Origin of the sequence: Streptomyces sp. NPDC002793, assembly GCF_040295485.1 — a bacterium.
Lineage (GTDB): Bacteria > Actinomycetota > Actinomycetes > Streptomycetales > Streptomycetaceae > Streptomyces.
The window spans coordinates 30225-53896 of the sequence record NZ_JBEOVL010000038.1 but is presented as its reverse complement, the minus strand read 5'-3'; the positions used below and the strand labels follow the sequence as shown (position 1 = coordinate 53896).

Here is a 23672-nt window from a genome sequence, read left to right as displayed (position 1 = left end):
AAGCTATGTCCGCTGTAGCGCCGCCCACCGCCACCGCCGGCACCTCAGGGGTCGACGTCGAGAAGCGGAAGGCGATACGCCGAGCCATCGGCGCGGGAAGCATCGGAAACTTCGTCGAACAGTTCGACTACGGCCTCTACGGGTACATGGCGCCGGTCCTGGCCCCCGCCTTCTTCCCGGAGAGCGATCCGACGGTGGCGGTGCTGAGCACCTACGCGATCATCGCCATCGCCTGCCTGTTCCGCCCTCTGGGCGGGACGCTCGTCGGCCGCTGGGGCGACCGGGTGGGCCGCAAGAAGACTCTGCTGTGGACCATCATGTTCATGGGCGTCACCACCGCCCTGATCGGCGCCCTCCCGACCTACCACCAGATCGGGATCCTCGCCCCCCTGCTGCTCCTGCTGCTCCGCGTCGTCCAGGGCATGGTCTCGGGCGGTGAGTACGTCGGGGCCGTGGCCTTCATCGTGGAGTGGGCGGAGCCCGACCGACGCGGCTACTACGCCTCGTACGCCTCCAACAGCTGCTTCGTCGGCATCCTCGCCGGGGCAGGTACCGCCGCGCTCACCAGCTGGGTGTTCGAGGGGCCCGCACTGGACTCGTGGGGCTGGCGCATCCCGTTCCTCCTCGCACTGCCGCTGAGCGCGGTCGGGATCTGGCTGCGCAGGCACATCGACGAGTCCCCCGAGTTCGTCCGGGCCACGGACGGCGGCAAGGAGGTCGTCACGTCACCGATCCGGGAAGCGCTGCGCACGCAGTGGCGGCCGATACTCGTGCTCTGCGGCGTCTCCATCATGCTGGCGATCCTGTCCTACAGCTGGGTCACGTTCTATCCCGAGTACCTGACCGGCACACTGGGCCTGCCACGTTGGATGGCCCTCACGTCCAATGCGATCTCGGTCGCCGTGCTCATCCCGCTGCTCCCCCTGGCGGGTATCCTCTCGGACCGGATCGGCCGCAAGCCCATGCTGGTCGCCGGCGCCGTCGCCTGCATCGTCCTGGTGCCGCTGGCCTTCCGGGTCGGTGAGGGCGGCACCTTCGGCACAGCGGTCGCGAGCCAGCTGATCTACATCATCCCCGAGTTCTTCCTGACCGGCATCGTGACGGTCTGCACCGCCGAACTCTTCGCCACGCGGACCCGGTTCAGCGCGAGCGCCATCGCGTACAACAGTTCGTTCTCCATCTTCATGGGGATCACACCGTTCGTGGCGACGCTCCTCGTCAGCAGCTTCGACACGATCTACGCCGTGTGGGTCTACCTCGCGACAGCCGCGGTCATGGCGCTCGTCGTCGTGAGCGCCTTCATGACAGAGACGTACCGGAGTGAGCTGGGGGCGGACAAGTTCGCCAGGTGACCCGCACCCGGACCGCAGCACCGACCCCCCGCCCACCCCCTGGTACGACGGACCCCCTTCACTCCCCTGTACATACGCATACACAGCACTTCGAGAAAGGTCGGACTCATGCCGCTGGACCCCGCCGCCTACCTTCCCTACAAGGACCCGGACGATTTCATCCGTGAGGTCACCGACCGCATCTGGGTGGACCGCGACATCGCCCACATCGTCGAGAACTACGAGCCGGACTCGATCGTCCACACCAGTCTGGGCACCGTGGTGGGCCGCGACGGAGTCATCGAAGGCAGCACGATGCGCATGGGCAGCGCGCCCGGTCACATCGGCCAGGCCGAGGACGTGGTGTGGGAGGCGCGCGGGGACGACGCCTTCCTCAGCTCACACCTCGTCTTCTCCGCCGACGAACACCTGGTGGACGGCCGGAACATCCGCATCCGCAAGCGCACCGTCGCCAACTGCCTCTACCGCCGGGGCCGGATGGTCGAGGAGTGGGTGGTCCGCGACGAGCTGGCGGACTGTCTGCAGCGCGGCGAGGACCCGGACGAGGCGGCACGGGCGCTGCGGTTCCAGGGCTACTCCGGATCGATGACCGAGGAGCCGCCGAAGAACGTGCTGCTGGAGGGCGTCAGCGGACCACGTCCTGACGAGTTCCGGCCCGAGTGCGAGATGGTGCTGGAGTTCATCGAGGACGTGTGGTCGCAGCGAAGGCTGAACAGGGTCAACGACTTCATGGTGCGCGACCTGTTCCTGCACACGGTCGGCGACCGGACCGTCATCCGTCCCGAGCGCTACCAGAGCGACCTCCTGGCCATGGTCGGGGCCTTCCCCGACGCCAGGTTCGCGGTGCGGGACGTCCAGACCAACTACGCGCCCCGGTACGCCGGACTGCGCGTGGCCGTCACCTGGACCATGCACGGCACCTACCGGGGCACACCGGTGTTCGGCCGGCTGACCGACAAGCCCGTGACCGTCCTCGGGGTGTCGCAGTTCCTGATCCAGGAGGGGCGGATCGTCAAGGAGGTCCGCGTCTACGACGAGATCTCTCTGCGGGCCCAGATCAACAGCACCCGGGGCGACGGCCCGGCGGTGGAGGCCAACATCTACTGACCGCCGCCAGGGCCGCCGCACTCCTCGCCGGTGTGGCGGCCCTGGGTCAGACGGGCAGCCTCGGCACGCTCTCGATCAGCCGGCGGGTGTACCGGTGCTCCGGTGCGCCGAGCACCTGGGAGGTGGCTCCCTGCTCGACGACCAGGCCGCGCTCCAGCACGGCGGTGCGCTCGCACAGGGAGGCCACGACCGACAGGTCGTGGGAGACCATCACCAGTGTCAGGCCCCGCTCCTCCTTCAGTTCGGCCAGCAGGTCGACGACCTTCACCCGGGTGGTGACGTCCAGCGCGCTGACCGGCTCGTCGGCCAGCAGGACGCGTGGGTCGCAGACCGTGGCGCGGGCGATGGCGATGCGCTGGCGCTGCCCGCCGGAGAATTCGTGCGGGTAGCGGTCGACTGCGTCCGTCTGGAGGCCGACGCGCTCCAGCGCCGCGGCCACCTGGGGCGCCGCCGTGGAGCGGGTGGCGAGACCGAGGGAACGCAGCGGTTCAGCGACGATCGCGCCGACCTTCCGGCTGGGGTCGAGCGAGGAGTAGGGGTCCTGGAAGACGCACTGCACGCTGCGCCGGAACCGGCGCATCTGCGCGCGGTCACGCGTGTTCAGACCGGCCCCGTCGAACCGGACGGTACCGGCCGTGGGGCGGGCCAGGCCCAGCATGAGGCGCAGCAGCGTGGTCTTGCCCGCGCCGGACTCGCCGACCAGCGCGAGGCTCTCGCCCTCCTCGACGGCGAGGGAGACGTCCCGCACGACGTCGGCCGCCGTGCCCCGGTAGCGCACCGCGGCGTCCTTCAGCTCCAGCACGGGTGTCATCGCGGGCTCCTCAGGTCCAGGGCGGATTCCAGTCTCCGGGCGCTGGCGACCAGGGCCCTGGCGTACTCCTCGCGGGGCGCGCGCACGATGTCGTGGACCACGCCTTCCTCCACGGCACGCCCGTCCTTCATGACCAGCACCCGGTCGGTGACCCGGGACACGACGGCGAGGTCGTGGCTGACGAACAGCACGGCCATCCGCCGTTCCTGGACCAGACCGTCGATCAGTTCCAGCATCTCCGCCTGCACGGACACGTCCAGGGCCGTGGTGGGCTCGTCGGCGATGAGCAGCTTCGGCTCACAGGCCAGCGCCATCGCGAGGGCGACGCGCTGGCGCTGGCCGCCGGAGATCTCGTGCGCGAAGGCACGGGAGATACGGTCGGGTTCGGGCAGCCGTACCTGTTCGAGGGCGTCGCGCACGGCCTCACGCAGGGGTTTTCCCCTGAGGCCGGTGCGGCGGGCGAGCGGCTCGGCGATCTGGCGGCCCAACCGCATCAACGGGTCCAGCGCGGTCAGCGGCTCCTGGAAGACGACGGCCGCGTCCCGTCCGCGTACGGCGACGAGCCGCTTCTCTGCGGCCCCCACCGTCTGGGTCCCGGCCAGCTCCACGCTGCCCGTGGCGGTCATGCCGTCGGGCAGCAGCCCGAGGACCGCGAGCGTCGTCAGGGACTTGCCGGAGCCGGATTCGCCGATGAGGCCGAGCCGTTCACCCCCGGCCACCGAGAACGACAGGTCGTCGACCAGGGTCCGTCCGTCGGGGGCGCGGACGGTCAGTCCGCGTACGTCGAGGAGAGTCATGCGCGCCTCCGCCGGGTGGCCGGGTCGAGGGTGTCCCGCAGGCCGTCGGCGACGAGGTTCACTCCGATGACGAGGAGGACGAGGAGGATGCCGGGGGCGAGCGCTCCGGCCGGTGCCGTGGTGAAGGTGGCCTGCGCCTCCTGGAGCATGCGTCCCCAGGACGCGTTGGGCGGCGGCGCCCCTAGCCCCAGGTAGGACAGCCCGGCCTCGGCGAGCACGGCGAGCCCGAACTGCAGGGCGAGGTTGACCACCAGCGTGGGCCAGATGTTCGGCAGGACGTGGGAGAGGACCGTACGCGGCCAGGTAGTGCCGGAGGTACGGGCCGCGGTGATGTAGTCCTGTGCCAGCACCCTCTTGACCAGGATGCGCACCAGCCGCGCCACGACCGCGCTCTGCGCGAGACCGATCGCCAGGACCGCCGAGCCGAGCGTCGCCGAGCGTGCGGCGACGATGAGCATCGCCAGGAGGAGCGTCGGGAACGCGATGAGGATGTCCAGGAACGCGGAGAGCGTGTCGTCGATCCAGCCCTGTGCGAACGCCGCGAGCACCCCCAGGGTGACGCCGATCGCGGCGGCGATGGTCACCGACCCGAGCCCCGCCTCGACGGCGATGCGGGAGCCGGTCATCACCTGGGTGAACAGGTCCCGCCCGAGCTTGTCGGTTCCGAGCGGATGGCCGTCACCGGGTCCGGCGAGCCGCCCGCCGGAGGTGTCCTCGGTGTCGTAGGGGAGCCAGAAGAGGGACACCAGGGCGAGCAGCGCGATCAGACCGGCGAGCACGCAGCCGATGACGAGGGTGACGGAGCGCCGGGTGCGCCGCTTCGTGGGCGGCCCCGTGGAGGGCTTCGTGGGGGTGAGCAGGTCCGTCCCGGTCATCGGGCGCCTCCCGAGAGCCGTCCGCGCAGCCGCGGGTCGATGATCCGCTGGACCAGGTCGGCGACGAAGCCGATCAGCAGCACCGCGAGGGTGGAGGCGAACAGCACGCCCTGGATGACCGGGTAGTCGTGCTGCGCGATGCCGGTGGCGAGCAGGGAGCCGAGGCCCGGCAGGGCGTAGACGGACTCCACGACGACGGCGCCGAGCAGCGTCGAGGCCAGTTCGATGCCGAGGATGGAGATCACCGGCACGGAGGCGTTGCGCAGACCGTGCCGCCACATGGCCCGGCCGAAGGACGAGCCGAGGGCGCGGGCCGTGCGCAGGTAGTCGCTGCCGAGGACGTCGAGGGTGGCGGAGCGGACGTACCGGATCAGGGACGCGCTCATCACCAGCGCGATGGTCACGACCGGCAGGGCGAGGGAGCGGATCGCCTCTGCGGGGGCGGCCCAGCCGTCCTGCGGGAACCCGCCGGAGGGCAGCCAGCCCGCGTTCAGCGCGAAGACCGCGATGAGGATCATGCCGAGCCAGAACACGGGTATCGCGATGCCCAGTTGGGACACACCGCTGAGCAGCGCGCCGTACCAGGTGTGCCGCTTGTGCGCGGCCACGAACCCGGCGGGTACGGCGACCAGGACGGCGAGGACGAACGCGGCCAGGGTGAGCGGCACGGTGACGTCCAGCCGGGCGGTGACCTCGGGGCCCACGGGCAGCGAGCTGACGAACGAGGTGCCGAGGTCGCCGCCGGCCAGCTGCCCGATCCAGTGGGTGAACTGTTCGGGCAGCGGCCGGTCCGATCCGATGGAGTGGCGGGCCGCGGCTATCTGCTCGGGGCCGGCGCCGACCGCTGTGAGCGCGTTGGCCGGGTCTCCGGGAAGCATGCGCAGCAGCACGAACAGCACCACGCTCGCCAGGGCGAGCGAGACCGCGAGGAAGGCGAGCCTGCGCAGCAGGTAGCGCGCCATCAGCCCTTCTTCTTGATGTCGTAGGCGAAGAACTGGGAGTTCAGGCCGTTGAGCGGGTAACCGGAGAGCTTGTTGTTCGCGACGACGATCTGCGGATAGAGGTACAGCCAGTCGCTCGCGGCGTCCTCCGCGGTCTTCCGGTTGACCTTCTTCAGCAGCTCGGTCTGCTCGGCGGTGCTGGAGGCCGCCTCGGCCTGCTCCACCCACTCGGTGACCTGCGGGTCGTCGTAACCCCAGTAGAAGTCGGGGTTGCCGTACCAGACCAGGTCACGGTCGTTGACGTGCTCCTGGAGCGTGGCCGTGAAGTCGTGGTTCCTGTAGACCTTCGTGTACCACTCGTCAGGTGTGATCGTGTTGATCTCGACGGTGATGCCGACCTCGGCGAGCTGGGACTTGATGAAGGTCGCGGCCGTCGGGTGCGGGTCGTAGTTGGGGGTGTCGAGGGTGAAGCTGAAGCCCTTGGCGTAACCGGCCTCGGCGAGCAGCTTCCTGGCCTTCGTCACGTCGTGGGCGTCGATGTCGGTGAGGTCCTCGTACCACGGGTCCGTGGGCGGCACCATCGAGCCGATCGGCTTGCCGTAGCCGCCCCATACGGACTCCAGGAGCTTCTTGTCGTCGATGGCGGCGGACACGGCCTGGCGCACCTTGACGTCGGTGAAGGGCTTGGCCTTGTCGTTGAAGGCCAGCAGCAGCTTGGTGGTGGAGTCGCCGTCGTTGACCGTGTAGGTGCCGTTGTTCTTGAACTGCTCCAAGGCGTCGGGGGACTGCTCGCTGGTGACCACGTCGACGGCGTCGGTCAGCAGCGCGTTGTTCAGCGCCGTGGCGTCCTTGTAGTAGTGGAAGACGACCTGCTTGTTGGCGGGCGCGTCACCCCAGTACCCGGCGAAGCGGTTCAGGCTCAGCGCGGAACCGCGGGTCCACTTGTTCAGCGTGTACGGGCCCGTGCCGTCCTCGGCCGTCTTCAGGTCCTTCGCCTGGGAGTTGATGATCCAGACGTAGGAGAGGTTGTAGACGAAGGAGATCGACTTCTTGGACAGCGTGATCCTCACGGTCCGCGCGTCGGGGGTGGCGATGTCCTTGATGACTTCGAGGTTGCTCTTGCGTGCGGACTGGGAATCGTCCGCGATCACCTTCTCCAGGCTGTACTTGACGTCCTGGCTGGTGAGTTCCTTGCCGCTGTGGAACGTCACGCCGTCCCGCAGGGTGAAGGTGTGGGTGAGGCCGTCGGCGCTCGTCTTGTGGTCCTGGGCGAGGAGCTCGTCGACCTCGCCGTCGTCGGTGAGCCTGAACAGGCCCTCGTAGACGTTGCCGTTGAGCGCCTCGGTGACCCCCTGACCGCCGCCGGCGGTGTTGTCGAGGTTCTGCGGCTCGTAGAGGGAACCTATGTTGACGACCGCGTCCTTGTCCCAGGTACCGCCCGAGGCGCTGGAGCCGCCGGATCCGCCGCAGGCGGTCAGGGCCAGGGCGAGGGCGGCGACGGAGGCGGTGCCGTAGAGGGTGTTCTTCTTCGTGCTCATGGGGTGGGGGCTCTTTCGGTGCCGGAAGCTGCGGGGTGATCAGTGCTGGGCGTCGAAGCCGTCGCGGAAGACGGGGAGCTTCTCGCCTGCCTCGACGGGCAGGTGGAAGCGGTTCTGCCGCGGCGGCATCGGACAGTTGTACTGGTCGGAGAATCCGCAGGGCGGCACGAAGGCCCGGTTGAAGTCCAGGACCACCCGGCTCTCGTCGTCCGTGCGCCGCACGAAGAGGAACCGTCCCGCCCCGTAGGTGGTGTCACCGTTGGTCGGGTCGCCGAAGACGAGCAGCAGGGTGCCGTCGTCGTCGAAGGCGCTGAGCGTGTACGCGCGGCCGTCGACGGTGAGCGTGATGTCGCCGGGGACGACCAGGTCGCGACTGCCTCCGTTGTCCCGGATGTGCTCGAAGGCGATGCTCCGGGCGCCGGCGACGGGCGTGTAGGAGGCCTCAAGGACCCAGGCGGGGTCGTAGGCAAAGGCGTCGACGCCGTCGAAGTGGCGGACGGCGGGTGCATCCGCGTCCCAGAAGCGCAGGCCGTGCTCGGGCTCGCCGGTGACCCGGTCGGTGCGCCGGAGTGTGGTGACGGTCACGGTGTCCGGCGCCTGCTCGCGGGCCTCCGCCACGTCCGGGACCTCGCCCGCCGGGGCCCAGCGGGTCTCCACCAGGGCGAGATTGCCCGTGGGGGACGTGAGCGCCCGACGGCGCTCGGCGCACCAGGCTTTCCACTCCTCCGCCGGATCGACGGAAGGACGGGTGGGGGCGGAGTGGGACACGGCGTTACTCATTCGTCTAGGCGGAGCAGCCCTCACAGCCCCTGGGTAGCAGGACGTGAATAAATGGCCAAAGCACCACCTTTATTGTCCATAAGCCCATCTAATGTCAAACGGCTGTGCCACATGGCGAGACGGATCTCATGGGCAGTACCCACCGAAATGTGTTCGCTGCCACAGGCCGCACGGTGGCACCGGGTCCGGTGCCACCGTGCGGCCTCGTCAAGGAGAGTCGTGCGTCAGTAGAGGTACGCGAACGATCTCACCTGGGAGGGGGTGAGGGCTCCGTCGAAGACACGGACGGTGTCCGCACCTCCGTGGAAGTACTCGCCCCAGCCGCCGCCGTCGGTGTGGCCGCGGCCGATCTGAAGCGGGCCGGAGGCGCTCCAGGAGGCGTTGAACTCCGCGGTGGCCGCTGCTTCGCCGTTGACGTACAGGCTGATGCGCCCTTCCGAGTCGTCGTACACGACGACCACCGCGTCGGTGTGGGACGTGGGAGCGCCGGAAGCGGCGACGACGGTCTCCGCCGCCCCCGGTCCGCTGCCGTGGGTGACGGCCAGCTGCCACTGGGACACGGCCGGGTCGTAGCGGACCGCGAAGGCGTCGCTGTCGGCGTCGCCCTGGGACAGCACGGTCATCGGCCGGTCGGGCGTGGTGTCGGCGAATCGGACCCGCAGGCCGGCACTGAAGCTCTCGGCGGTGTCGACCACGGGGCCGCCGGTGGCGGCGTGGTCGTCCGTGCCGTCGAGTGCGAGGTGGTCGTTGCCGTCGAGGGCGTCCGCCGGGAACTCGACGCACTCCGGGTCCAGGAGGCAGCCCTCGATGTCCGGGGTGTAGAAGCCCGCACCGTTGTGCAGGGTGAGCGGCTCACCTCCGTCCCGGCCCGGTACGACACCGTCGTCGGTCCGCTCGATGTCCCAGGCCGCTGCCAGTTCTGCGGGACGGGAGCCCAGCGTCTCGATCTCTTCACGGGGCACCACCCGGTCCCAGACACGGACGTCACCGACCTCGCCCTTCCAGCCCGCGCCGGAATCACCGCGGTCGCGGCCGATCCGGAAGGCACCGGGGGCCTCCACCGGGGCGGCGTCCCTCTGGGAGGCGACCTCCTTGCCGTTGACGTAGAGGCGCAGGGTGCCGTCCTCGGCGTCGTACTGGCCGGTCAGATGGGCCCAGCCTCTGACGGAGGCGCTGCCGCCGGTCAACGTGGTGGCGCCGTAGCGAAAGGCCCAGGTGGCAGAGGTCTCGTCGGACGGGCGCAGACCGAGCGTGACGGCGGAGGTGCCGTCGGCGGCGTCCTGGCCGACCACCGTCATGGGTGCGCCGGTGGCGGCGGGACGGACCCAGGCGGAGAGGGCGAAGGTCTTGGTGGTGTCCGTCGCCGGGGCGTCCGGACTCAGATAGCTGTTGCCCCCGCCGTCCAGCGTGACCGTGGAGGTGAGACCGGTGCGGGAGGGGGCGGGTGCGCCGAAGACGACACCGTCCTCGGCGCGGGCCACGGGGCCGGCCTAGGCGGCCGCGCTGCCCGATCCGGCCGGATCGGCGAGTGTCCAGTGGGCCACGGGGGTGCGGCCTTCGGCGACCCGCATGTAGTGGGTCGTCCGGGAGCTGGACCGCCCGGCCCGGTCGACGGCGCGGACCTGGATGTAATAGGGACCGCTGCTCTCCGGCATCCACCGGACGGTGACCGCTCCACCCGGCTCCTCGGGCCGGACCCGCGTGGGTGCGGAGTCCTCGGACGGGGAGTCGAACGTGAAGCTGCCGTAGACGCCGACGCCGTCGTGCCATCCGCCGTCGTCGTCCGGGTACTGCTCGGAGACGACCGTCGCCGGTTCGGGGCTGACCGTGTCGATGATGAACCGGCAGGTGATGCCCGGGGTTTCGTCGCTCCAGGCGGAGGTGGCACCCTCGTCGTCGACGGCCCTGACGTGCCAGGAGACGGCCGTGTCCGCGGGGAGGTCGGTGGGGGTCCGCCACAGCTGGGTGGTAGGGGCGTGCACCACGCCCGAGGTGTGGGTCCGGCGCTGCTCGACTCCGTCGGCGTCGGTCCACCAGGCCTCGAACTCGGCACCGGCCGGATTGGCCTCCCACTCCTCGTTGTCCTCCGTCGGGTCCTCGACGACAGCTCGGAGTTCGGGCGCGCGGGCCACGTACACGGGCTCGTCGGAGCAGTCCTTGGTCGAGTCCACGGTGAGGGTGTCGGTGCGCGGCTGGAGCGGAGGCAGGTTCTCTCCGGCCGCCGTGGCGACGCCCGGGGTGGCGGCGAGCAGCACGACCGCCAGCCCTGTGGCCGCGGAGGCGATGGCGGAACGTCTGCCTGCATGCGTGGTCATTCGGTTGGGTCCCCCCGACTCGGGTTGTCCGGTTCTGCGCGGGGTGGATCGCCGGGGTCGGCTCGCGCAGGTGCCACGCGGAGACCAGCGGCTGTCATGCTCACCATCAGCCTCGGGGCTGCATGAATATAGAGCGATCTTCGACCACATTCACAACACTTTTACGATTCGGCTCCGAACCGTGGTGCCGCGGTGTCGTACCCCGTCCCGCCGCCGCGGTCCGGTCCCGAGTCACACCAGGGGTTCGGGCACGCCGTCCCCGTCACAGCCTCGCGGCAGGGGCGCCGGCCCCGTGCTGCCACGGGGCACGAACTCCACCGGCAGGACCACATGGCGCTCCCGGTGCGCTCCGGGATCGTGGATCACGCGATGGGCCAGGTCCGCCGCCGTCTCACCGAGGAGGCGGGCAGGCTGCGTCAGGGTGGACAGGTCCCACGGCTCCGCCATCGAGTGACCGTCGAAGCCGAGGACCGACATCCGCTGCGGCACCGGGACGTTGACTCCGCGCAACACCGTGAGCAGCCTGAAGGCTATGTCGTCGGTCTCGGCGAAGACCGCCGTGGGCGGTTCCGCGAGACTCAGCAGCCGCCCGACCGCCGCTTCCAGACTCGGTCCCTGCCAGTGGGCGACCTGGCGGACGAGTTCGTCGTCCTGGGCTACGCCCGCCTCCGCGAGGGCCGAGCGGTACCCGTCGAGGCGCGCCCTGCTGCTCCAGGCGAAACCGGAGGAGTCCGCGGGCTCGAGATAGGCGATGCGCCGATGGCCGAGGTTGAGCAGGTAGCGGGTACCGCGCCGGGCCGCCTCCACGTCGTCCACGTAGACGCTCGCCCGGCCCTCCTCGTGCTGGCTGACGAAGACCAGGGGCATGCCCAGGTCGTCGAGACGCGACCGCTCCTCCGGGGAGAGCGCGAAGCTGACGACGAGCAGGGCGTCGGCGTTGCGCCGGGCAGGCAGGTGGTCGAAGAACCGTGCGCGCTGCTCGGCGTCGATGACGCTGTAGACCAGCATGTCCAGACCGACCGCGGTGAGCGCCGGCGCCATACCGGCGAGGGCCGCGCCCAGGAACCACGAGTCGAGGTTGGGTACGAGCACGGCGACCCGGCCCGTGCGCCCCGTGACCAGACTGGACGCGCTGCGCGAGATCGCGAACGACAGCTCGCGCGCCGCCTTCTCCACGCGGACCCGGGTCTCGGGGGACACCGTCGACAGACCGCGCAGCGTGCGGGAGACCGTCGAGGGCGACACTCCGGCCCTCCGGGCCACGTCCGCCAACGTGGCGCCCTTTCCAGCGGTGTCAGCGGTTTCAGCGGCCATGCGCGGGACGCTAACACACGTGTCGCGGCTCCAGGACACCACGGGTGACAGCGCTGTCATTCAGATGCCCCCACATGAAGGTTCTGTCGTGACCGTTGACACTGCTGCGCGGGCGTCCGTACTTTGCTAGCGCTGTCATCGGACAGCCCGAGAGGGGAGGAGTACGCCATGTCCCTGCACCGCCGAGCACTGCTGACGGGCGCCGTGAGCACCGCCGCGGCGGGTCTGCTGTCCGGATGCGGAGGAAAAGACCTCGACGACCTGCTCGCACGGGCCGCGGCCGTCCCCGAGGGGCCCGCCCGGATCACCTGGTGGGTCTCCGAGATCCCCTCACGACGGGGCGCCGTCGTCGCCGATCTGATCATCCGTGCCTTCGAGCGGCGGCATCCCCGGATCCGCGTCTCGAAGATCAACGCGCTGTCCACCTCGGACGGCAACCGCAGTGCCATCGCCACCCAGCTCGCCGGAGGCTCCCCCCAGCCCGACGTGTACCTGGGCGACACGACGTGGCCCGCGCAGTTCGGTCACTCCTCGCTGGCGCTTCCGGTGGAGAAGCTGCTGCCGAACGGCTTCTGGGACGCCTATCCCGCGGCCCTGCGCAGCAGCTCCACCTATCGGGGCAAGGTCTACGCGGTGCCGTTCTTCATCGACAGCACCTACCTCTTCTACCGCAAGGACCTGCTCACCAAGCACGGGCTGCGTGTTCCCCGCAGCTGGGAGGAGTTGCTGCACACCTCCCGCACGGTGCAGACCGCCGGGGACGTGGAGGCGGGGTTCCTGTGGCAGGCGGCGGTGACCGAGTCACTCACCGCCAACGTCACCGAGTTCCTCGCCGACGCGGGCGCCACCGTGCTGGACGAGCGGGGCAGGGCCACGCTGGGCGGCCCGGAGGCGGAGCGGGCGTTCTCCCTGATGGCCGAGTTCACCGCCCGTGGGGTCACGCCCCGCACCGTGGCGACGTACGAGGAGTCGGACGCGCAGGACGCCTTCGTCTCCGGGCGCGGACTGTTCCTTCGGAACTGGTCGTACGCCTGGGTCAACGCGGGCACACCCGCGCTCTCCCGCGTCGCCGGGAAGGTCGGAGCGACACCGCGTCCGGGCTTCGAGGGCACCGGCCGCTCCGGCGTCTCCTGTGCCGGCGGCTGGAGCAACCTCGTCAACCCGAGCTCCCAGGAGCTGGGCGCCGCCATGGAGTTCGCCCGGTTCTGCGCCGGGGCCGAGGTGCAGCGCCTCCTCGCCAGGGAGGCCGGCGTCATCCCCGCGATGACCTCCGTGCTCGGCGGCCGGGAGGCACGTACCGCCGGCGACCCGACGGTCCTGCGCGCCGCCGATCTGCGACTCGTCGCCCGGCCCACGCAGACACCGTTCTACCCGCAGGTCAGCAAGGCGCTGTACACCCCGGCGAACGCGGTCGTGCGCGGCAGCCTCTCCCCCGCGGCCGGCGTCCGTGCCGCACGCGACGGGCTGCGCACGGCCCTGGAAGGAAGTGCGCTGTGAGTTCCCTTCACCGGATGAGGCAGGCGTGGACACCTCAGGAGGGCGAGAAGGATCCGGCACGTGCCGCCGAGGCACCGCGGCGGTCCCCTCGGAAGGCGCCCCCGGGCTTCACCACCCGCCACCGGGCCCGCACCGGTTGGTTCTTCGCATCCCCCGCGCTCCTCGTCGTCGCCGCGGTGACGGTCTTCCCCGTCGTCTTCTCGCTGGTGCTGTCGTTCTTCGAGGTCCGGCTCGAGTACGGCGGCCTGCGGCTCGGCTCTCCCACTCTCGCCCACTACGAGGCGCTGCTGACGCACTCCGAGTGGTACCGGGCACTCCTGTTCACCCTGGGCTTCACGATCGTCTCGGTCTTCGTCGAGCTGGTGCTCGGCACGCTCGTGGCGCTCGTCCTGGAACGGCTCGGAGCCGCCCGCGGCTGGATCCTCGCGCTGCTCCTGCTGCCCTGGGCGCTGATCAACGTGGTCGCCGCGCAGCTGTGGTCGTACCTGTTCAACGGCACCTACGGCGCGGTGAGCTGGCTCTGCGAGCAGGTGCTCGGGACCCGGCCGGACATCCTCGGGGAGCCGGTGCCCGCGATGGCGGCGATGGTGGCGGTCGACGTGTGGAAGACCACGCCGTTCGTCGCCATCGTCGTACTCGCCGGCCTGATGCTCATCCCGGCCGACGTCTACGAGGCCGCGGAGATCGACGGTGCCGACGCGTGGACCACCTTCTGGAAGGTCACACTGCCGCAGCTGCGGCCCGTCGTCGCCATCGCGGTCCTCTTCCGCATCCTCCAGGCGTTCGGAATCTTCGACCTGCCGTTCGTGCTCACCCAGGGCGGCCCGGGCACGGCCACCCAGTCGGTCGCCATGCTCGGCTACCGGATCCTCTTCCAGAACCTCGACTTCGGAGGCGGAGCCGCCGTCGCCGTCACCACCGCGGCGATGGTCCTGGGCTGCTGCCTGTTGTTCCTGCGCGTCTTCCGCACCCACGTCGACGAGGAGGGCCGGTCATGAGCCGCCACGTCCCGCGCACAGGCCTGCGCCGCTACGTCAATGTCGTCAACCTCGGCGGGCTGCTGATCGCCGCGTGTGCCCTGCTGCCCCTGATCTGGATGGCCTCCGCCTCCCTGAAGGGACCCGGTGAGATCAGCGCGACGCCGCCCTCGCTGCTGCCCGCGGACCCCACCCTCGGCAACTACGAGACCGCCTTCGTGCGCAACGGGATCGGCCACTACTTCCTCAACAGCGTGATCGTGGCCTGCGTTTCGACCGTGCTGATCCTGTCCCTGGCGTTCTTCGCCGGTTACGCGCTCGCCCGGCTGCCGCTGCGCGGGCGCGGGGCCGTCATGACCGTGCTGCTGATGCTGTCCGTCTTCCCGCCGATCGCCCTGCTCGTACCGCTGTTCCTGATGGAGCGGCAGGCCGGTCTGCTCAACAGCTACCCGGGCCTGATCATCCCGTACGTGGCGCTGAACCTGCCGTTCGCGATCTGGATCATGCGCAACTACCTCAGCGGCATTCCCGGCGAGTTGGAGGAGGCCGCCGTGGTCGACGGTGCCGGCCCGCTGCGCACCGCCCTCACGGTGATCCTGCCGCTGGCCCGGCCCGGGCTGTTCACGGCCGGCGTGTTCGCCTTCACCGCGACCTGGTCGGAGTTCCTGCTCGCGCTCACGTTCAACGGATCCGACGACCGCCGCACCGTCTCCGTCGGTATCGCGCTGTTCACCAGTCAGTACCAGGTCCCCTACGGTGTGATCTTCGCCGGCGCGATGGTGGCCACCGTGCCGATCGCGCTCCTGGTCCTGATCTTCCGCCGCTCGGTCGTCTCCGGTATGACCACCGGCGCCGTGAAGGGCTGAGCCGCTCGCACCGAGCCCCGGGCCCGCAGGCCCAGCCCTTGCCCTCCGTCCGCCAGTACCCCGTCTGGGCACCTGCCCGAGAGGTTCACATGCACCACCACTCCCCCGCCCCTTCCGCGCACGATGCGGACTGGTGGCGGCAGGCCGTCATCTACCAGATCTACCCGCGCAGTTTCGCCGACTCCGACGGCGACGGCATCGGTGACCTCCCCGGCGTCACCTCCCGCCTGCCCTACCTCGCCGACCTGGGGGTGGATGCCGTCTGGCTGAGCCCGTTCTATCCCTCTCAGCTCGCCGACGGCGGCTACGACGTCGCCGACCACCGCGACGTCGATCCCCGGCTCGGCACCCTGGACGACTTCGACGAGATGGTCGGCACGGCCCACCGGCTCGGGCTGAAAATCATGGTCGACATCGTCCCCAACCACTCCTCCGACCAGCACGTGTGGTTCCAGGAGGCCCTCGCGGCTGCGCCCGGATCGGCCGCGCGTGAGCGGTACGTCTTCCGTGAGGGCCGAGGGCACAACGGTGAACTCCCGCCCACCGACTGGCCGTCCAGCTTCGGCGGTCCCGCCTGGACCCGGGTGCCGGACGGGCAGTGGTACCTGCACCTCTACGCCCCCCAGCAGCCGGACTTCGACTGGGACAACCCCGAGGTCCGTGAGGACTTCCACGAGACCCTGCGCTTCTGGTCCGACCGGGGCGTCGCCGGATTCCGTGTCGACGTCGCCCACGGCCTCGCCAAGGACCTGCGCGAGCCGCTGCGCGACCTCGGGGAGCAGTTGAGCTACCAGCCCGGCGCGCTGCCGACCGACGGCAGTCATCCGCTGTGGGACCGCGACGCGGTGCACGAGATCTACCGCGGCTGGCGGCAGGTCTTCGACGCGTACGACCCGCCCCGTTTCGCCGTCGCCGAAGCATGGGTGCGCGCCTCACGCCGTACGGCCTACGCGTCCGGGGACGGGCTCGGGCAGGCGTTCAACTTCGATTTCCTCGGCGCACGGCTCGACGCGGCCGAGATGCGCACCGTCATCGGCTCCGCGCTCGCCGACGCCCAGGAAGCGGGGGCCACCAGCACCTGGGTGCTCTCCAACCACGATGTGGTGCGTCATGTCTCCCGCTACGCCCTGCCCGGCGACCACACGAAGCGCGACATCGAGGCGTGGCTGCTCACCGACGGGCGGGAACCCGCCCCGGACCTGCCCACAGGGGTGCGCAAGGCACGTGCGGCGGCGCTGTTGATGCTGGCGCTGCCCGGGTCCGCGTACGTCTACCAGGGTGAGGAGCTGGGTCTGCCCGAGGTCGCCGACCTGGCGCACGCCGATCTGCGGGACCCGATGTGGGTACGCGGCGGCGGGCGGGTCAAGGGCCGCGACGGCTGCCGGGTGCCGCTGCCGTGGACCCGCGAGGGCGAGAGCTTCGGGTTCGGCCCGGGCGGCTCCTGGCTGCCGCAGCCCGCCGACTGGGGCCGGTACGCGGCAGAGGCGCAGCGCGGTGACGAGGGTTCCTTCCTGGAGCTGTACCGCGAGGCCCTGCGGCTGCGCCGCGCGCTGGTCACGGACGAGGCCCTGGAGTGGGTCGGTTCGCGGGAGCGGTCCCGGCAGGGGGTGCTGCATTTCGCCCGCGCCGGAGGCTGGCACACCGTCAGCAATCTCTCCGGTGAGCCCGTCGCACTGCCGCAGGGGGACGTCGTCCTCGCCTCCGGACCGCTGACCGGTGACCGTCTCCCGCCGTGGACCACCGCATGGTTGCGGAGCGGATCCGGCAGCTGAGCCGCGGACGCCTCCGGCCCGCCTCGCGGCGCGAGGCGGGCCGGAGGCGTCTTCCGGGTGTTCACCCGCTGGGGCCGAGGCGCCAGAGTTCGGGGTCGATCCGGCCGCCGTACAGGGGGAGTTCGATCGGCTCCTGGTCGTCCGAGAACGGGTCCCACACCCGGGTGAGGCCCGCCGTCCCCCGCGCGCGCACCCGGCGGGCCTCGGCGAGGTCGAGCACGTCCGTCAGGACCTCCGCCGGGCCGGGTCCCGCCTCCGTGCGGATGTCGCCCTCGGGGCCCACGACGACACTGCGCCCGATGCCGTCCGGCGTCGCGGCGTTGAGGCTGGCCATGAACACCTGGTTCACGATCGCGTTGGCCTGTGCGAGCACGACCTCCTGCGCGCGGTCGACGGTGGGCGTGCGCACCAGGTTGAGTACGAGGTCGGCGCCCTGCCACGCCAGGTGGCGGGTGGTCTCGGGGAACCAGGCGTCGTAGCAGATCGTCAGGCCCACGCGTCCGTGGTCCTCCATGTCGAAGACCACGAAGGTGCTGCCGGACGCCGTGGTCTCGTAGGGCCGCCACGGGAAGATCTTGCGGTACGCCGCGACCCGTTCGCCCGTGGGCGAGTAGACCGGTGCCGTGTTGTGGATGCGGCCGTCCGCGCCCTGTTCGTAGACGGTGCCCGGCACGAGCCAGATGCCCAGCTCGCGGGCGAGGGCCGCGAGTCGGGTGCCCCGGGGCCCGTCCAGCGACTCGGCCGCCGCCGTCATGACCGTCTCCGGATCCTCGTCGGGACGGTGGCCGCACAGGTGCAGTTCCGGGTACGCGAGCAGCCGGACACCGGGGTGGGCGTCGACGACGCCCCGTACGTCAGCGGCGAACGCGTCCTGATCGTCGGCGGCGTGATGCCGCGCGGCCGTCTGGACGAGGCCGATCGACAAGGGGATCGTCATCGCTGGATCAACCTTCCGCGCAGTGTGTCCGGGGGTGCGCACGAGCCAATCATCGAGCCCGCCGCAGGACAAGATCCCTTCCTCCAGTGGCAGCCACAGGACGACCCAGTGGGTCGACGGCGCTCAGCCGCCCCCGCCGTCGGGCGGACGGCGGGGGCGGAAGAACTACTGCCGCCGGTGGAACCGCTGCGGAGCCCGTCCCCGGGCCCGGTCACCGACGCGCACCGGCCGTCACCAGCAGGGGCTGCCGTCGTCCTCACGCCAGGACACGTCCGTGACGGACATGGGCACGGTGAAGTAACTCCCGCTGCCCTTGTTGACACATGTCGTGTACGTGGGTCCCTGCCCCTCGTCCTGAGCGACGGAGTACGTCATCGTGACGTCCCGGTCCGTGTAGTTGTAGAAGATGTGGCCGGGAACGCTGCCGGACCACTCGCCCTCGGTCTCCAGCGACGGAGGTGTGTCGGTGTCCCCGTACCAGTAGTCGGCCCAGACACAGAACGTGTCCTGCGGGCAGTTGCCGGGGGACCACGCCGAAGCGCTGGGGGCGGAGACCATGACTCCGAGGAAGGCCGCGGGTACTGCTGCGAGGGCGATGGACCTGAAACGCATGGGGTATCCATTCGTGAGACGTCGAAGTCACGCTAGCGGTCCAAATGTTGAAAGATCAAGTGTCAGGTCTCCGACATTCCGTGAGGGAAGGGCGGAAGCCTGCGCCGGGTGATCACGATGACGTCGTCGTCCTCGCTCCAGCGCCGGACGTCGGCCTTGCGGGGGTTGACCCGCACCCCGTGGTCGGGGCCCGTCGTCGCACGGTCACGGCAGCGGTATCCGATGGCGCACTCCCCTCGGCGCGAAGCCGATTCGACGACGGTGGCGAAGGAGGTGCGGCACCCCGCTCTCACGTAGTGACCGGCCGGCTCGAGCTGGATCGTGCTGCCGCCGGGGGCGAGGAGTTCCTCGAACAGCTCGGCGAGGTGCCAGTTCTGCGAGATCTGAGACATCAGGAGGCCGACCAGCTTGCCGCTGACGACGAAATCGGCACCGGGTCCGACCGGAGCGATCGCCCTGTTGCGGTCATCGGTCATCTCGGTGACCACGGCGGTCCTGCTCCCCGATGTACGTTCCAGATCGCGCAGGAGCAGCAGGGTGACCAGAGCACGGTCGTCCGGCGCTCCGCCACAGGGAGCGCGGTCGGGGCCGAGGACGACGACGCCGTCGTACGCGGCGAGATCCAGGCCGTTCACCGTCTCCGGCAGGGTGGGGTCTCCGGTGTGGAGGACAACCGTGAGGCGGGCGGCGACCTCCACCTCCGCTCCGGTGAACTCCCCTTCTGCCGCCACGACATGAAGGGTGGAGCCGGGAGGGACGTGGTCGGCCAGATGGCCGACGATCCGGTGTGCGCGGCGGTTCCACCCCAGCAGGAGAAGCGTTTCGGGCCGCCCCTCCGCCGGCGGCCGGGACACGATCACCGACGCGTCGACGGCGGCGGGCTCGAGGTCCTCCACCGTGGTGCCGTCGTCCTCGGCGATCACGACGACCCGGTCGCCCGCGCGTACGGGCGAGTCGTGGGGCGGGGCGAGCCGCAGCACACCGTCCGCCCCCACGATGCCGACCACGCACGACGTCCGGCAGGCCCTCAGGACCTCGCCGAACGCACGGCCGGCCTGTGCCGGCGCGTCGACGACGTAGAACTCGTCACCGGCGAAGTCGAGCAACTCCTGGTACACGAGCGACAGTCCGGGCTGCCGAGCGCACTGCGCCACGAGCCGCGCGGTGATGTCGTCGATCTCCAGGACGACCGCGCCCGGGCCCGCGGCGAGCGTGGCGGCGAGCCGGTAGCGCCCGTCCCTGACCACCGCCAGGATCCGGGGGCGGCAGGCGTCGTCGATCGCCGCCCGGAGGGACAGCAGGTTCTTGACGATCTCGGCGTCCTCGTCGGGTTCGTCGCGCGGCAGCACCAGGACGGTGTCCGCCGTGTCCGGGCTGACCCGTTCGAGTGCGGCCGGGTCCGTGGGGCATCCGTTGCGGCAGATGATACGAGTGCCCCCGGTGTCGCCGACTTCGGAACGCAGCTCCTCCTCCATATCCGTCTTGTCCCGGTCCGCCAGGACGACGACGGCCCGCCGCCCCTGGTCGGTGTCGGCCTCCACGATCTCGGCCACCACCGTGAAGATCTGATCGGACCAGCCGAGGACCAGGGTGTGGCCGTCCTCCAGGACGGTGGAGTGGCCGCGCCGGAGTGCGAGGAGCTTCTCGGTGATGGCGGCGGTGATCAGGCTGACGAGGGTGGACACGTAGAAGAGGGCGACCAGGGCGAGGAGGACCGACAGAGCGACCCGCAGGGGCGAGCCGGCCTCTCCTCCCAGCCTGAGTGTCTGGCCGACACTCCGCCACACCGCCGCGGCCTTCGCCCACGGGTCGTCGGGGGTCCGGTCGTCCGTCCACACCAGGACGGCGCTCGCCGGGACGACGACGGCCAGGCACGCGACGGCGAGCCAGCCGATGAGGGCGGCGGCACCGCCCGCCAACGTGTTGTCGAACCGGTAACGTGCCCGCGTGCTCAGCGCTGCCCGGCGAGGCGCTCGCGCAGGAGGGACCGCCGTAGGGACCGCCGGGGCCGTGGCCTCGCCCTGCCCCCGCCGTTGCTTCCCCACACGGGCGGCCCCGGACCGCCGTCGTCCGTCCTGATCATTGCTCGTCTTGTGCACAGCAGCAGCGTGAGGAGTCGTTGACCTCGGCATACGGGGATCCGGCCGCGATTCATCCGTTAGGGGAGCAGCCGGATCCCGGCGTGGTCCCGGCCGCGCCTCAGCTGAGCCGGAACACCGGGCCGCGGGGCGTGAACGGCAGGGTGGCGCCCTGCGGGAGCAGGAAGGCGTGCTCGCGCCGGATCCGCAGCGTGTCGCACCGGCCGTCGGTGATGACCAGCACCGGCGCCGTCGGCGGGAAGCCGTCCGCCTTGTGCAACAGGTCGATGCCCGGCTGCAGTTCGGTACCGCCACGGCCACGCACGCGCACCCTGCCGGCGATCTCGGCAGGAGGGAGGTACCCCGCGTCGTACGCCGCCGCGTCGCAGAACACCACACGCGCCGCCGGTACGTCCCGGGCCTCGGCGTACGAGGCGATCGCCCCGAGGGCCTTGCCGAGCAGGGGGCCGCTCATCGAGCCGGAGGTGTCGAGCACGACACCGAACGTGCAGCGGGCCGTCTCCTCGGGAGGGAAGTACCGGCCGGCGCGCGGGATGTCCGGGGTCGACGCCTGCCGCCGGGCAGGCCGGGCGTACGTGCGCACGGGCTCCGGCCGGGGCACGAACTCGTCGAACCAGCGGGCGAGTCGCGCGTCCCACGGCACGGGCGGGTGGGCCAGTGCCCGGATCTCCTGGATCAGCCCGGCGGGGAGCAGTCCACGCTCGCCGTACCTGTGCAGGTCGAGCCCCTGGACGAGGCCGCGCCGGTAGAAGTCGTCCAGGTCCGTGTACGGGCGGGCGGTGGCGTGCGGCAGCGGCTCGCCCAGGATGTCACCGAGCCCCTTGCCCCGCAGCGTCGCGAGCCTCCGCCCGCGGCGCAGGTCGCCCGCGATACGGTCGTACACCTCCTCCGCGGACAGGTCCCGCAGCTCCGGGTCGTACAGCGCGCCGTCGGGCATGTCTCCGACGCGCATGCGCACGAGCCAGTCGTTGACGACGTAGTCGGCCGCGACGTTGAAGAGGAACGGGTCGCGGCCACCGCGGCGCTCTCCGTGCCGCAGCGCGGCGTGCAGCATCTCGTGGGCGAGGACGAACCGCCAATCCCCGTCGGTGAGCGTGCGCAGCGGGTTGACGTAGATCTCGCCGGCGGCGGAGCTCACCGCCGCTGTCGTGATGCCCTGCGCACGGGCCAGTTCAACATCGGCCACCACGGAGAGTCCTGCGGCGAGTCCGCCGAGCAGCGGGTACGAGGAGACGAACCAGTTCAGCGCGCGGTCCCAGGGCTGCTGCCGGACGCGCTCCCCGGTCTCCCGGTCGAGGCGCCCGCCGGCCGCGTCCATGGCGGTGGAGACGCTGCGGGTGAGCGCCCGGGCGAAGGCGGCCTCCCAGTCGGGTGCGGCGGTGTTCCACGCGTTCCAGGTCGTGAGGACCTGGTCCGGATGCCCGCCGGCGGTGCCGCACTGCTCGTAGGCTTCGGGGATGCCGTCGCGGCGCCAGCGGGCGGCCAGCCGGCCCTCGTCGCCGCCCGGGTAGACGGCGGGCAGGTGGTCGGGGGGACGGCCCACCGGGAAGGTGAGCAGGAAGCGGTTGACGACCGTACAGCGGGCCGCCAGCTCGTACCGGTCGGGCTGTGCACGAGGATCGTCCGTGGACGCCGGGACATGGCCGAAGCCGAGGTGCAGCGCGCAGTGGGCGAGGATCCAGGCCCACTCGGCGGGCTCCACCCGCGTCGTGGTACGGATGTGGACGACGCCGTCGGAGGTGACGACGGCCGGCCCCGCCGCCGGGGTCAGGGAGCACGTGGTCTGCCGGCAGACGGAGAACTCGACCGCGCGGAAGGCAGGGTTGCGGTTGAGCAGCGCGAGGCCCGCCGCGAAAGCCTCGGCCGCCGGGTCGGGTGTGTCGCCCTTCTTCTTCCCGGCGCCGTGTGCCGGGGCCCTCACCGCCGGGCCTCGACCAGTCGGGGCATGTCACGGGCGGCCTCGACGAGGAACCAGGCGGGCAGCACGGGCTGACCGTCGGCGTCGTCCGCGATGACGGTCTGCGCGACCTCGACCGAGATCTCGGCGAGCCGCACGAGCAGCGACTTGGCCCGGTAGGAGGTCTGCCGCACCGACGCGGAGACGTGCTCCTTCTGCCGGGGGAGTTCCTTCACCAGCCGTCCCCGGAACGCCTCGGCCAGGTAGTAGAGGAGGTCGCGGTCCTCCAGCCGGGCCGGCCATGTGGCGTCGCCCCTGAGGATCGCCTCGATGCCGAACGTGTGGCGCACGATCTTCGCGTAGCCGCAGAAGGAGACGGCGTGCGCGGGCGTCAGGGTGCCGTGCACGATCACCTTCAGTGTGTCCTCGCCGATGCCGGGCCCGAAGGAGTGCAGGGCGTCGGAGAGCATGTGCCAGGAACGGGGCGTGGAGAACGGTTCCTCGGTCTTGGGCGGCTGTGACCAGAGGTGGTCGGGGCGGTCGGTGACGTAGTCCGTCACCCAGGGGTGGATGCCGTTCTCCCCCGCCCACACCAGCCAGTCCGCGGCCGAGGCGCGCAGATGGACGTGGGTGAGCCGGTTGACCAGGGCGGAGGCGATGGGTCTGGCCAGGGCGTTGTCCGTGGCGCGATTGCCGGCCCCGATGACGATCGAGCCGGCCGGGAGCTCGTACGACCCGATGCGACGGTCCAGGATCAACGAGTAGAAGGCCTTCTGGACGTCAGGGGTGGCCGCGTTCAGCTCGTCGAGGAAGAGACAGTACGGTTCGTCACGCGCGATGCTCTCGGGCGGGCAGAACACGGACCGCCCGTCACGGATCTGCGGCACTCCGATCAGGTCCTCCGGCGCGAGCTGCGTCCCGAGGAGACTGACGCACTCCAGGCCCAGCGACTCGGCGAAGCCGCGCACGAGCGACGACTTACCGATGCCCGGCGCGCCCCAGAGGAAGACGGGCCGCACGGTGGCGAGCCCGAGCAGCAGGTCGGGGATCTGGGCGGGGGTGACGGTGACGGCAGCCTGCACGCGGAGGGATTCCTTCAGGACGCGGGAGATCGGGCCCGCTCAGTATGGGAGGACCCGCTGACCGCCGCAGCCGAATATCCGCCGACCGGAGCGGAGCCGGCCG

20 protein-coding genes are annotated in these 23672 nt (G+C 70.8%); 6 read left to right on the top strand and 14 right to left on the bottom strand.

The annotated features are described in order from the left end of the window. Positions 1 to 5: 5 nt before the first annotated feature. On the top strand, positions 6 to 1352 hold the full coding sequence (locus tag ABT001_RS28470) for an MFS transporter (protein ID WP_351283195.1): 1347 nt from the start codon (positions 6 to 8) through the stop codon (positions 1350 to 1352). A 108-nt stretch (positions 1353 to 1460) separates the two neighbouring features. Then, on the top strand, positions 1461 to 2459 hold the full coding sequence (locus ABT001_RS28465) for a nuclear transport factor 2 family protein (protein ID WP_351283192.1): 999 nt from the start codon (positions 1461 to 1463) through the stop codon (positions 2457 to 2459). 46 nt (positions 2460 to 2505) lie between these two features. On the opposite strand, the gene ABT001_RS28460 is transcribed toward ABT001_RS28465, so the two are convergent. The 9 genes from ABT001_RS28460 to ABT001_RS28420 form a co-directional block, all read right to left on the bottom strand. Beyond that, positions 2506 to 3270 (bottom strand): ABC transporter ATP-binding protein, encoded by a 765-nt coding sequence (locus ABT001_RS28460; protein WP_351283189.1) that lies wholly within the window; start codon positions 3268 to 3270, stop codon positions 2506 to 2508. Beyond that, positions 3267 to 4067 carry an ATP-binding cassette domain-containing protein gene (locus tag ABT001_RS28455; RefSeq protein ID WP_351283187.1) on the bottom strand — a complete coding sequence of 267 codons (801 nt, stop codon included), beginning with the start codon at positions 4065 to 4067 and terminating at the stop codon, positions 3267 to 3269. The genes ABT001_RS28460 and ABT001_RS28455 overlap by 4 nt, the downstream gene beginning before the upstream one ends. Further along, positions 4064 to 4942, bottom strand: coding sequence for an ABC transporter permease (locus ABT001_RS28450; protein WP_351283184.1), 879 nt, complete (start codon positions 4940 to 4942; stop codon positions 4064 to 4066). The genes ABT001_RS28455 and ABT001_RS28450 overlap by 4 nt, the downstream gene beginning before the upstream one ends. Then, positions 4939 to 5904: an ABC transporter permease gene (locus tag ABT001_RS28445; RefSeq protein WP_351283181.1), complete on the bottom strand. Its 966-nt coding sequence runs from the start codon at positions 5902 to 5904 to the stop codon at positions 4939 to 4941. The genes ABT001_RS28450 and ABT001_RS28445 overlap by 4 nt, the downstream gene beginning before the upstream one ends. Further along, a complete protein-coding gene (locus tag ABT001_RS28440) occupies positions 5904 to 7421 on the bottom strand; it encodes an ABC transporter substrate-binding protein (RefSeq protein WP_351283179.1) in 1518 nt (505 codons plus the stop codon). Before ABT001_RS28440 ends, ABT001_RS28445 begins: the two co-directional genes overlap by 1 nt. A gap of 39 nt (positions 7422 to 7460) precedes the next feature. Next, positions 7461 to 8201: a DUF1684 domain-containing protein gene (locus tag ABT001_RS28435; RefSeq protein WP_351283176.1), complete on the bottom strand. Its 741-nt coding sequence runs from the start codon at positions 8199 to 8201 to the stop codon at positions 7461 to 7463. Positions 8202 to 8425: 224 nt separating this feature from the next. Then, positions 8426 to 9682 carry a LamG domain-containing protein gene (locus ABT001_RS28430; protein WP_351283173.1) on the bottom strand — a complete coding sequence of 419 codons (1257 nt, stop codon included), beginning with the start codon at positions 9680 to 9682 and terminating at the stop codon, positions 8426 to 8428. 9 nt (positions 9683 to 9691) lie between these two features. After that, on the bottom strand, positions 9692 to 10516 hold the full coding sequence (locus ABT001_RS28425; RefSeq protein WP_351283170.1) for a hypothetical protein: 825 nt from the start codon (positions 10514 to 10516) through the stop codon (positions 9692 to 9694). A gap of 231 nt (positions 10517 to 10747) precedes the next feature. Further along, the gene (locus tag ABT001_RS28420) at positions 10748 to 11830 is read right to left on the bottom strand and encodes a LacI family DNA-binding transcriptional regulator (protein ID WP_351283167.1); all 1083 of its coding nucleotides are present in this window, start codon (positions 11828 to 11830) and stop codon (positions 10748 to 10750) included. A 168-nt stretch (positions 11831 to 11998) separates the two neighbouring features. Here ABT001_RS28420 and ABT001_RS28415 point away from each other — a divergent pair, with 168 nt between their 5' ends. The 4 genes from ABT001_RS28415 to ABT001_RS28400 all read left to right on the top strand — a co-directional run bounded on the left by ABT001_RS28415 (position 11999) and on the right by ABT001_RS28400 (position 16942). Continuing rightward, positions 11999 to 13327: an extracellular solute-binding protein gene (locus ABT001_RS28415; protein WP_351283164.1), complete on the top strand. Its 1329-nt coding sequence runs from the start codon at positions 11999 to 12001 to the stop codon at positions 13325 to 13327. Then, positions 13324 to 14325 (top strand): carbohydrate ABC transporter permease, encoded by a 1002-nt coding sequence (locus ABT001_RS28410; RefSeq protein WP_351283161.1) that lies wholly within the window; start codon positions 13324 to 13326, stop codon positions 14323 to 14325. The genes ABT001_RS28415 and ABT001_RS28410 overlap by 4 nt, the downstream gene beginning before the upstream one ends. Beyond that, positions 14322 to 15170, top strand: coding sequence for a carbohydrate ABC transporter permease (locus tag ABT001_RS28405; protein WP_351283158.1), 849 nt, complete (start codon positions 14322 to 14324; stop codon positions 15168 to 15170). The genes ABT001_RS28410 and ABT001_RS28405 overlap by 4 nt, the downstream gene beginning before the upstream one ends. Before the next feature lie 89 nt (positions 15171 to 15259). After that, complete coding sequence (locus ABT001_RS28400) at positions 15260 to 16942, top strand: glycoside hydrolase family 13 protein (protein WP_351283156.1); 1683 nt, start codon at positions 15260 to 15262, stop codon at positions 16940 to 16942. A gap of 61 nt (positions 16943 to 17003) precedes the next feature. Here ABT001_RS28400 and ABT001_RS28395 read toward each other — a convergent pair whose 3' ends face one another. The 5 genes from ABT001_RS28395 to ABT001_RS28375 all read right to left on the bottom strand — a co-directional run bounded on the left by ABT001_RS28395 (position 17004) and on the right by ABT001_RS28375 (position 23569). Further along, positions 17004 to 17879, bottom strand: a complete 876-nt coding sequence (locus ABT001_RS28395; RefSeq protein WP_351283154.1) for a carbon-nitrogen hydrolase family protein — start codon at positions 17877 to 17879, stop codon at positions 17004 to 17006. A gap of 231 nt (positions 17880 to 18110) precedes the next feature. Next, positions 18111 to 18491: a hypothetical protein gene (locus ABT001_RS28390; protein WP_351283151.1), complete on the bottom strand. Its 381-nt coding sequence runs from the start codon at positions 18489 to 18491 to the stop codon at positions 18111 to 18113. A 62-nt stretch (positions 18492 to 18553) separates the two neighbouring features. After that, entirely contained in the window at positions 18554 to 20410 is a 1857-nt protein-coding gene (locus ABT001_RS28385; RefSeq protein ID WP_351283148.1) for a CASTOR/POLLUX-related putative ion channel, read from the bottom strand. A gap of 280 nt (positions 20411 to 20690) precedes the next feature. Next, positions 20691 to 22511: a vWA domain-containing protein gene (locus ABT001_RS28380; protein ID WP_351283146.1), complete on the bottom strand. Its 1821-nt coding sequence runs from the start codon at positions 22509 to 22511 to the stop codon at positions 20691 to 20693. Then, the gene (locus tag ABT001_RS28375) at positions 22508 to 23569 is read right to left on the bottom strand and encodes an ATP-binding protein (RefSeq protein WP_351283143.1); all 1062 of its coding nucleotides are present in this window, start codon (positions 23567 to 23569) and stop codon (positions 22508 to 22510) included. The genes ABT001_RS28380 and ABT001_RS28375 overlap by 4 nt, the downstream gene beginning before the upstream one ends. Positions 23570 to 23672 lie beyond the last annotated feature (103 nt).

Bases quoted from the DNA above. Each gene is read 5' to 3' on its own strand.
- ABT001_RS28470 (WP_351283195.1), top strand. From the start codon at position 6: ATGTCCGCTGTAGCGCCGCCCACCGCCACCGCCGGCACCTCAGGGGTC.
- ABT001_RS28465 (WP_351283192.1), top strand. From the start codon at position 1,461: ATGCCGCTGGACCCCGCCGCCTACCTTCCCTACAAGGACCCGGACGAT.
- ABT001_RS28460 (WP_351283189.1), bottom strand. From the start codon at position 3,270: ATGACACCCGTGCTGGAGCTGAAGGACGCCGCGGTGCGCTACCGGGGC.
- ABT001_RS28455 (WP_351283187.1), bottom strand. From the start codon at position 4,067: ATGACTCTCCTCGACGTACGCGGACTGACCGTCCGCGCCCCCGACGGA.
- ABT001_RS28450 (WP_351283184.1), bottom strand. From the start codon at position 4,942: ATGACCGGGACGGACCTGCTCACCCCCACGAAGCCCTCCACGGGGCCG.
- ABT001_RS28445 (WP_351283181.1), bottom strand. From the start codon at position 5,904: ATGGCGCGCTACCTGCTGCGCAGGCTCGCCTTCCTCGCGGTCTCGCTC.
- ABT001_RS28440 (WP_351283179.1), bottom strand. From the start codon at position 7,421: ATGAGCACGAAGAAGAACACCCTCTACGGCACCGCCTCCGTCGCCGCC.
- ABT001_RS28435 (WP_351283176.1), bottom strand. From the start codon at position 8,201: ATGAGTAACGCCGTGTCCCACTCCGCCCCCACCCGTCCTTCCGTCGAT.
- ABT001_RS28425 (WP_351283170.1), bottom strand. From the start codon at position 10,516: ATGACCACGCATGCAGGCAGACGTTCCGCCATCGCCTCCGCGGCCACA.
- ABT001_RS28420 (WP_351283167.1), bottom strand. From the start codon at position 11,830: ATGGCCGCTGAAACCGCTGACACCGCTGGAAAGGGCGCCACGTTGGCG.
- ABT001_RS28415 (WP_351283164.1), top strand. From the start codon at position 11,999: ATGTCCCTGCACCGCCGAGCACTGCTGACGGGCGCCGTGAGCACCGCC.
- ABT001_RS28405 (WP_351283158.1), top strand. From the start codon at position 14,322: ATGAGCCGCCACGTCCCGCGCACAGGCCTGCGCCGCTACGTCAATGTC.
- ABT001_RS28400 (WP_351283156.1), top strand. From the start codon at position 15,260: ATGCACCACCACTCCCCCGCCCCTTCCGCGCACGATGCGGACTGGTGG.
- ABT001_RS28395 (WP_351283154.1), bottom strand. From the start codon at position 17,879: ATGACGATCCCCTTGTCGATCGGCCTCGTCCAGACGGCCGCGCGGCAT.
- ABT001_RS28390 (WP_351283151.1), bottom strand. From the start codon at position 18,491: ATGCGTTTCAGGTCCATCGCCCTCGCAGCAGTACCCGCGGCCTTCCTC.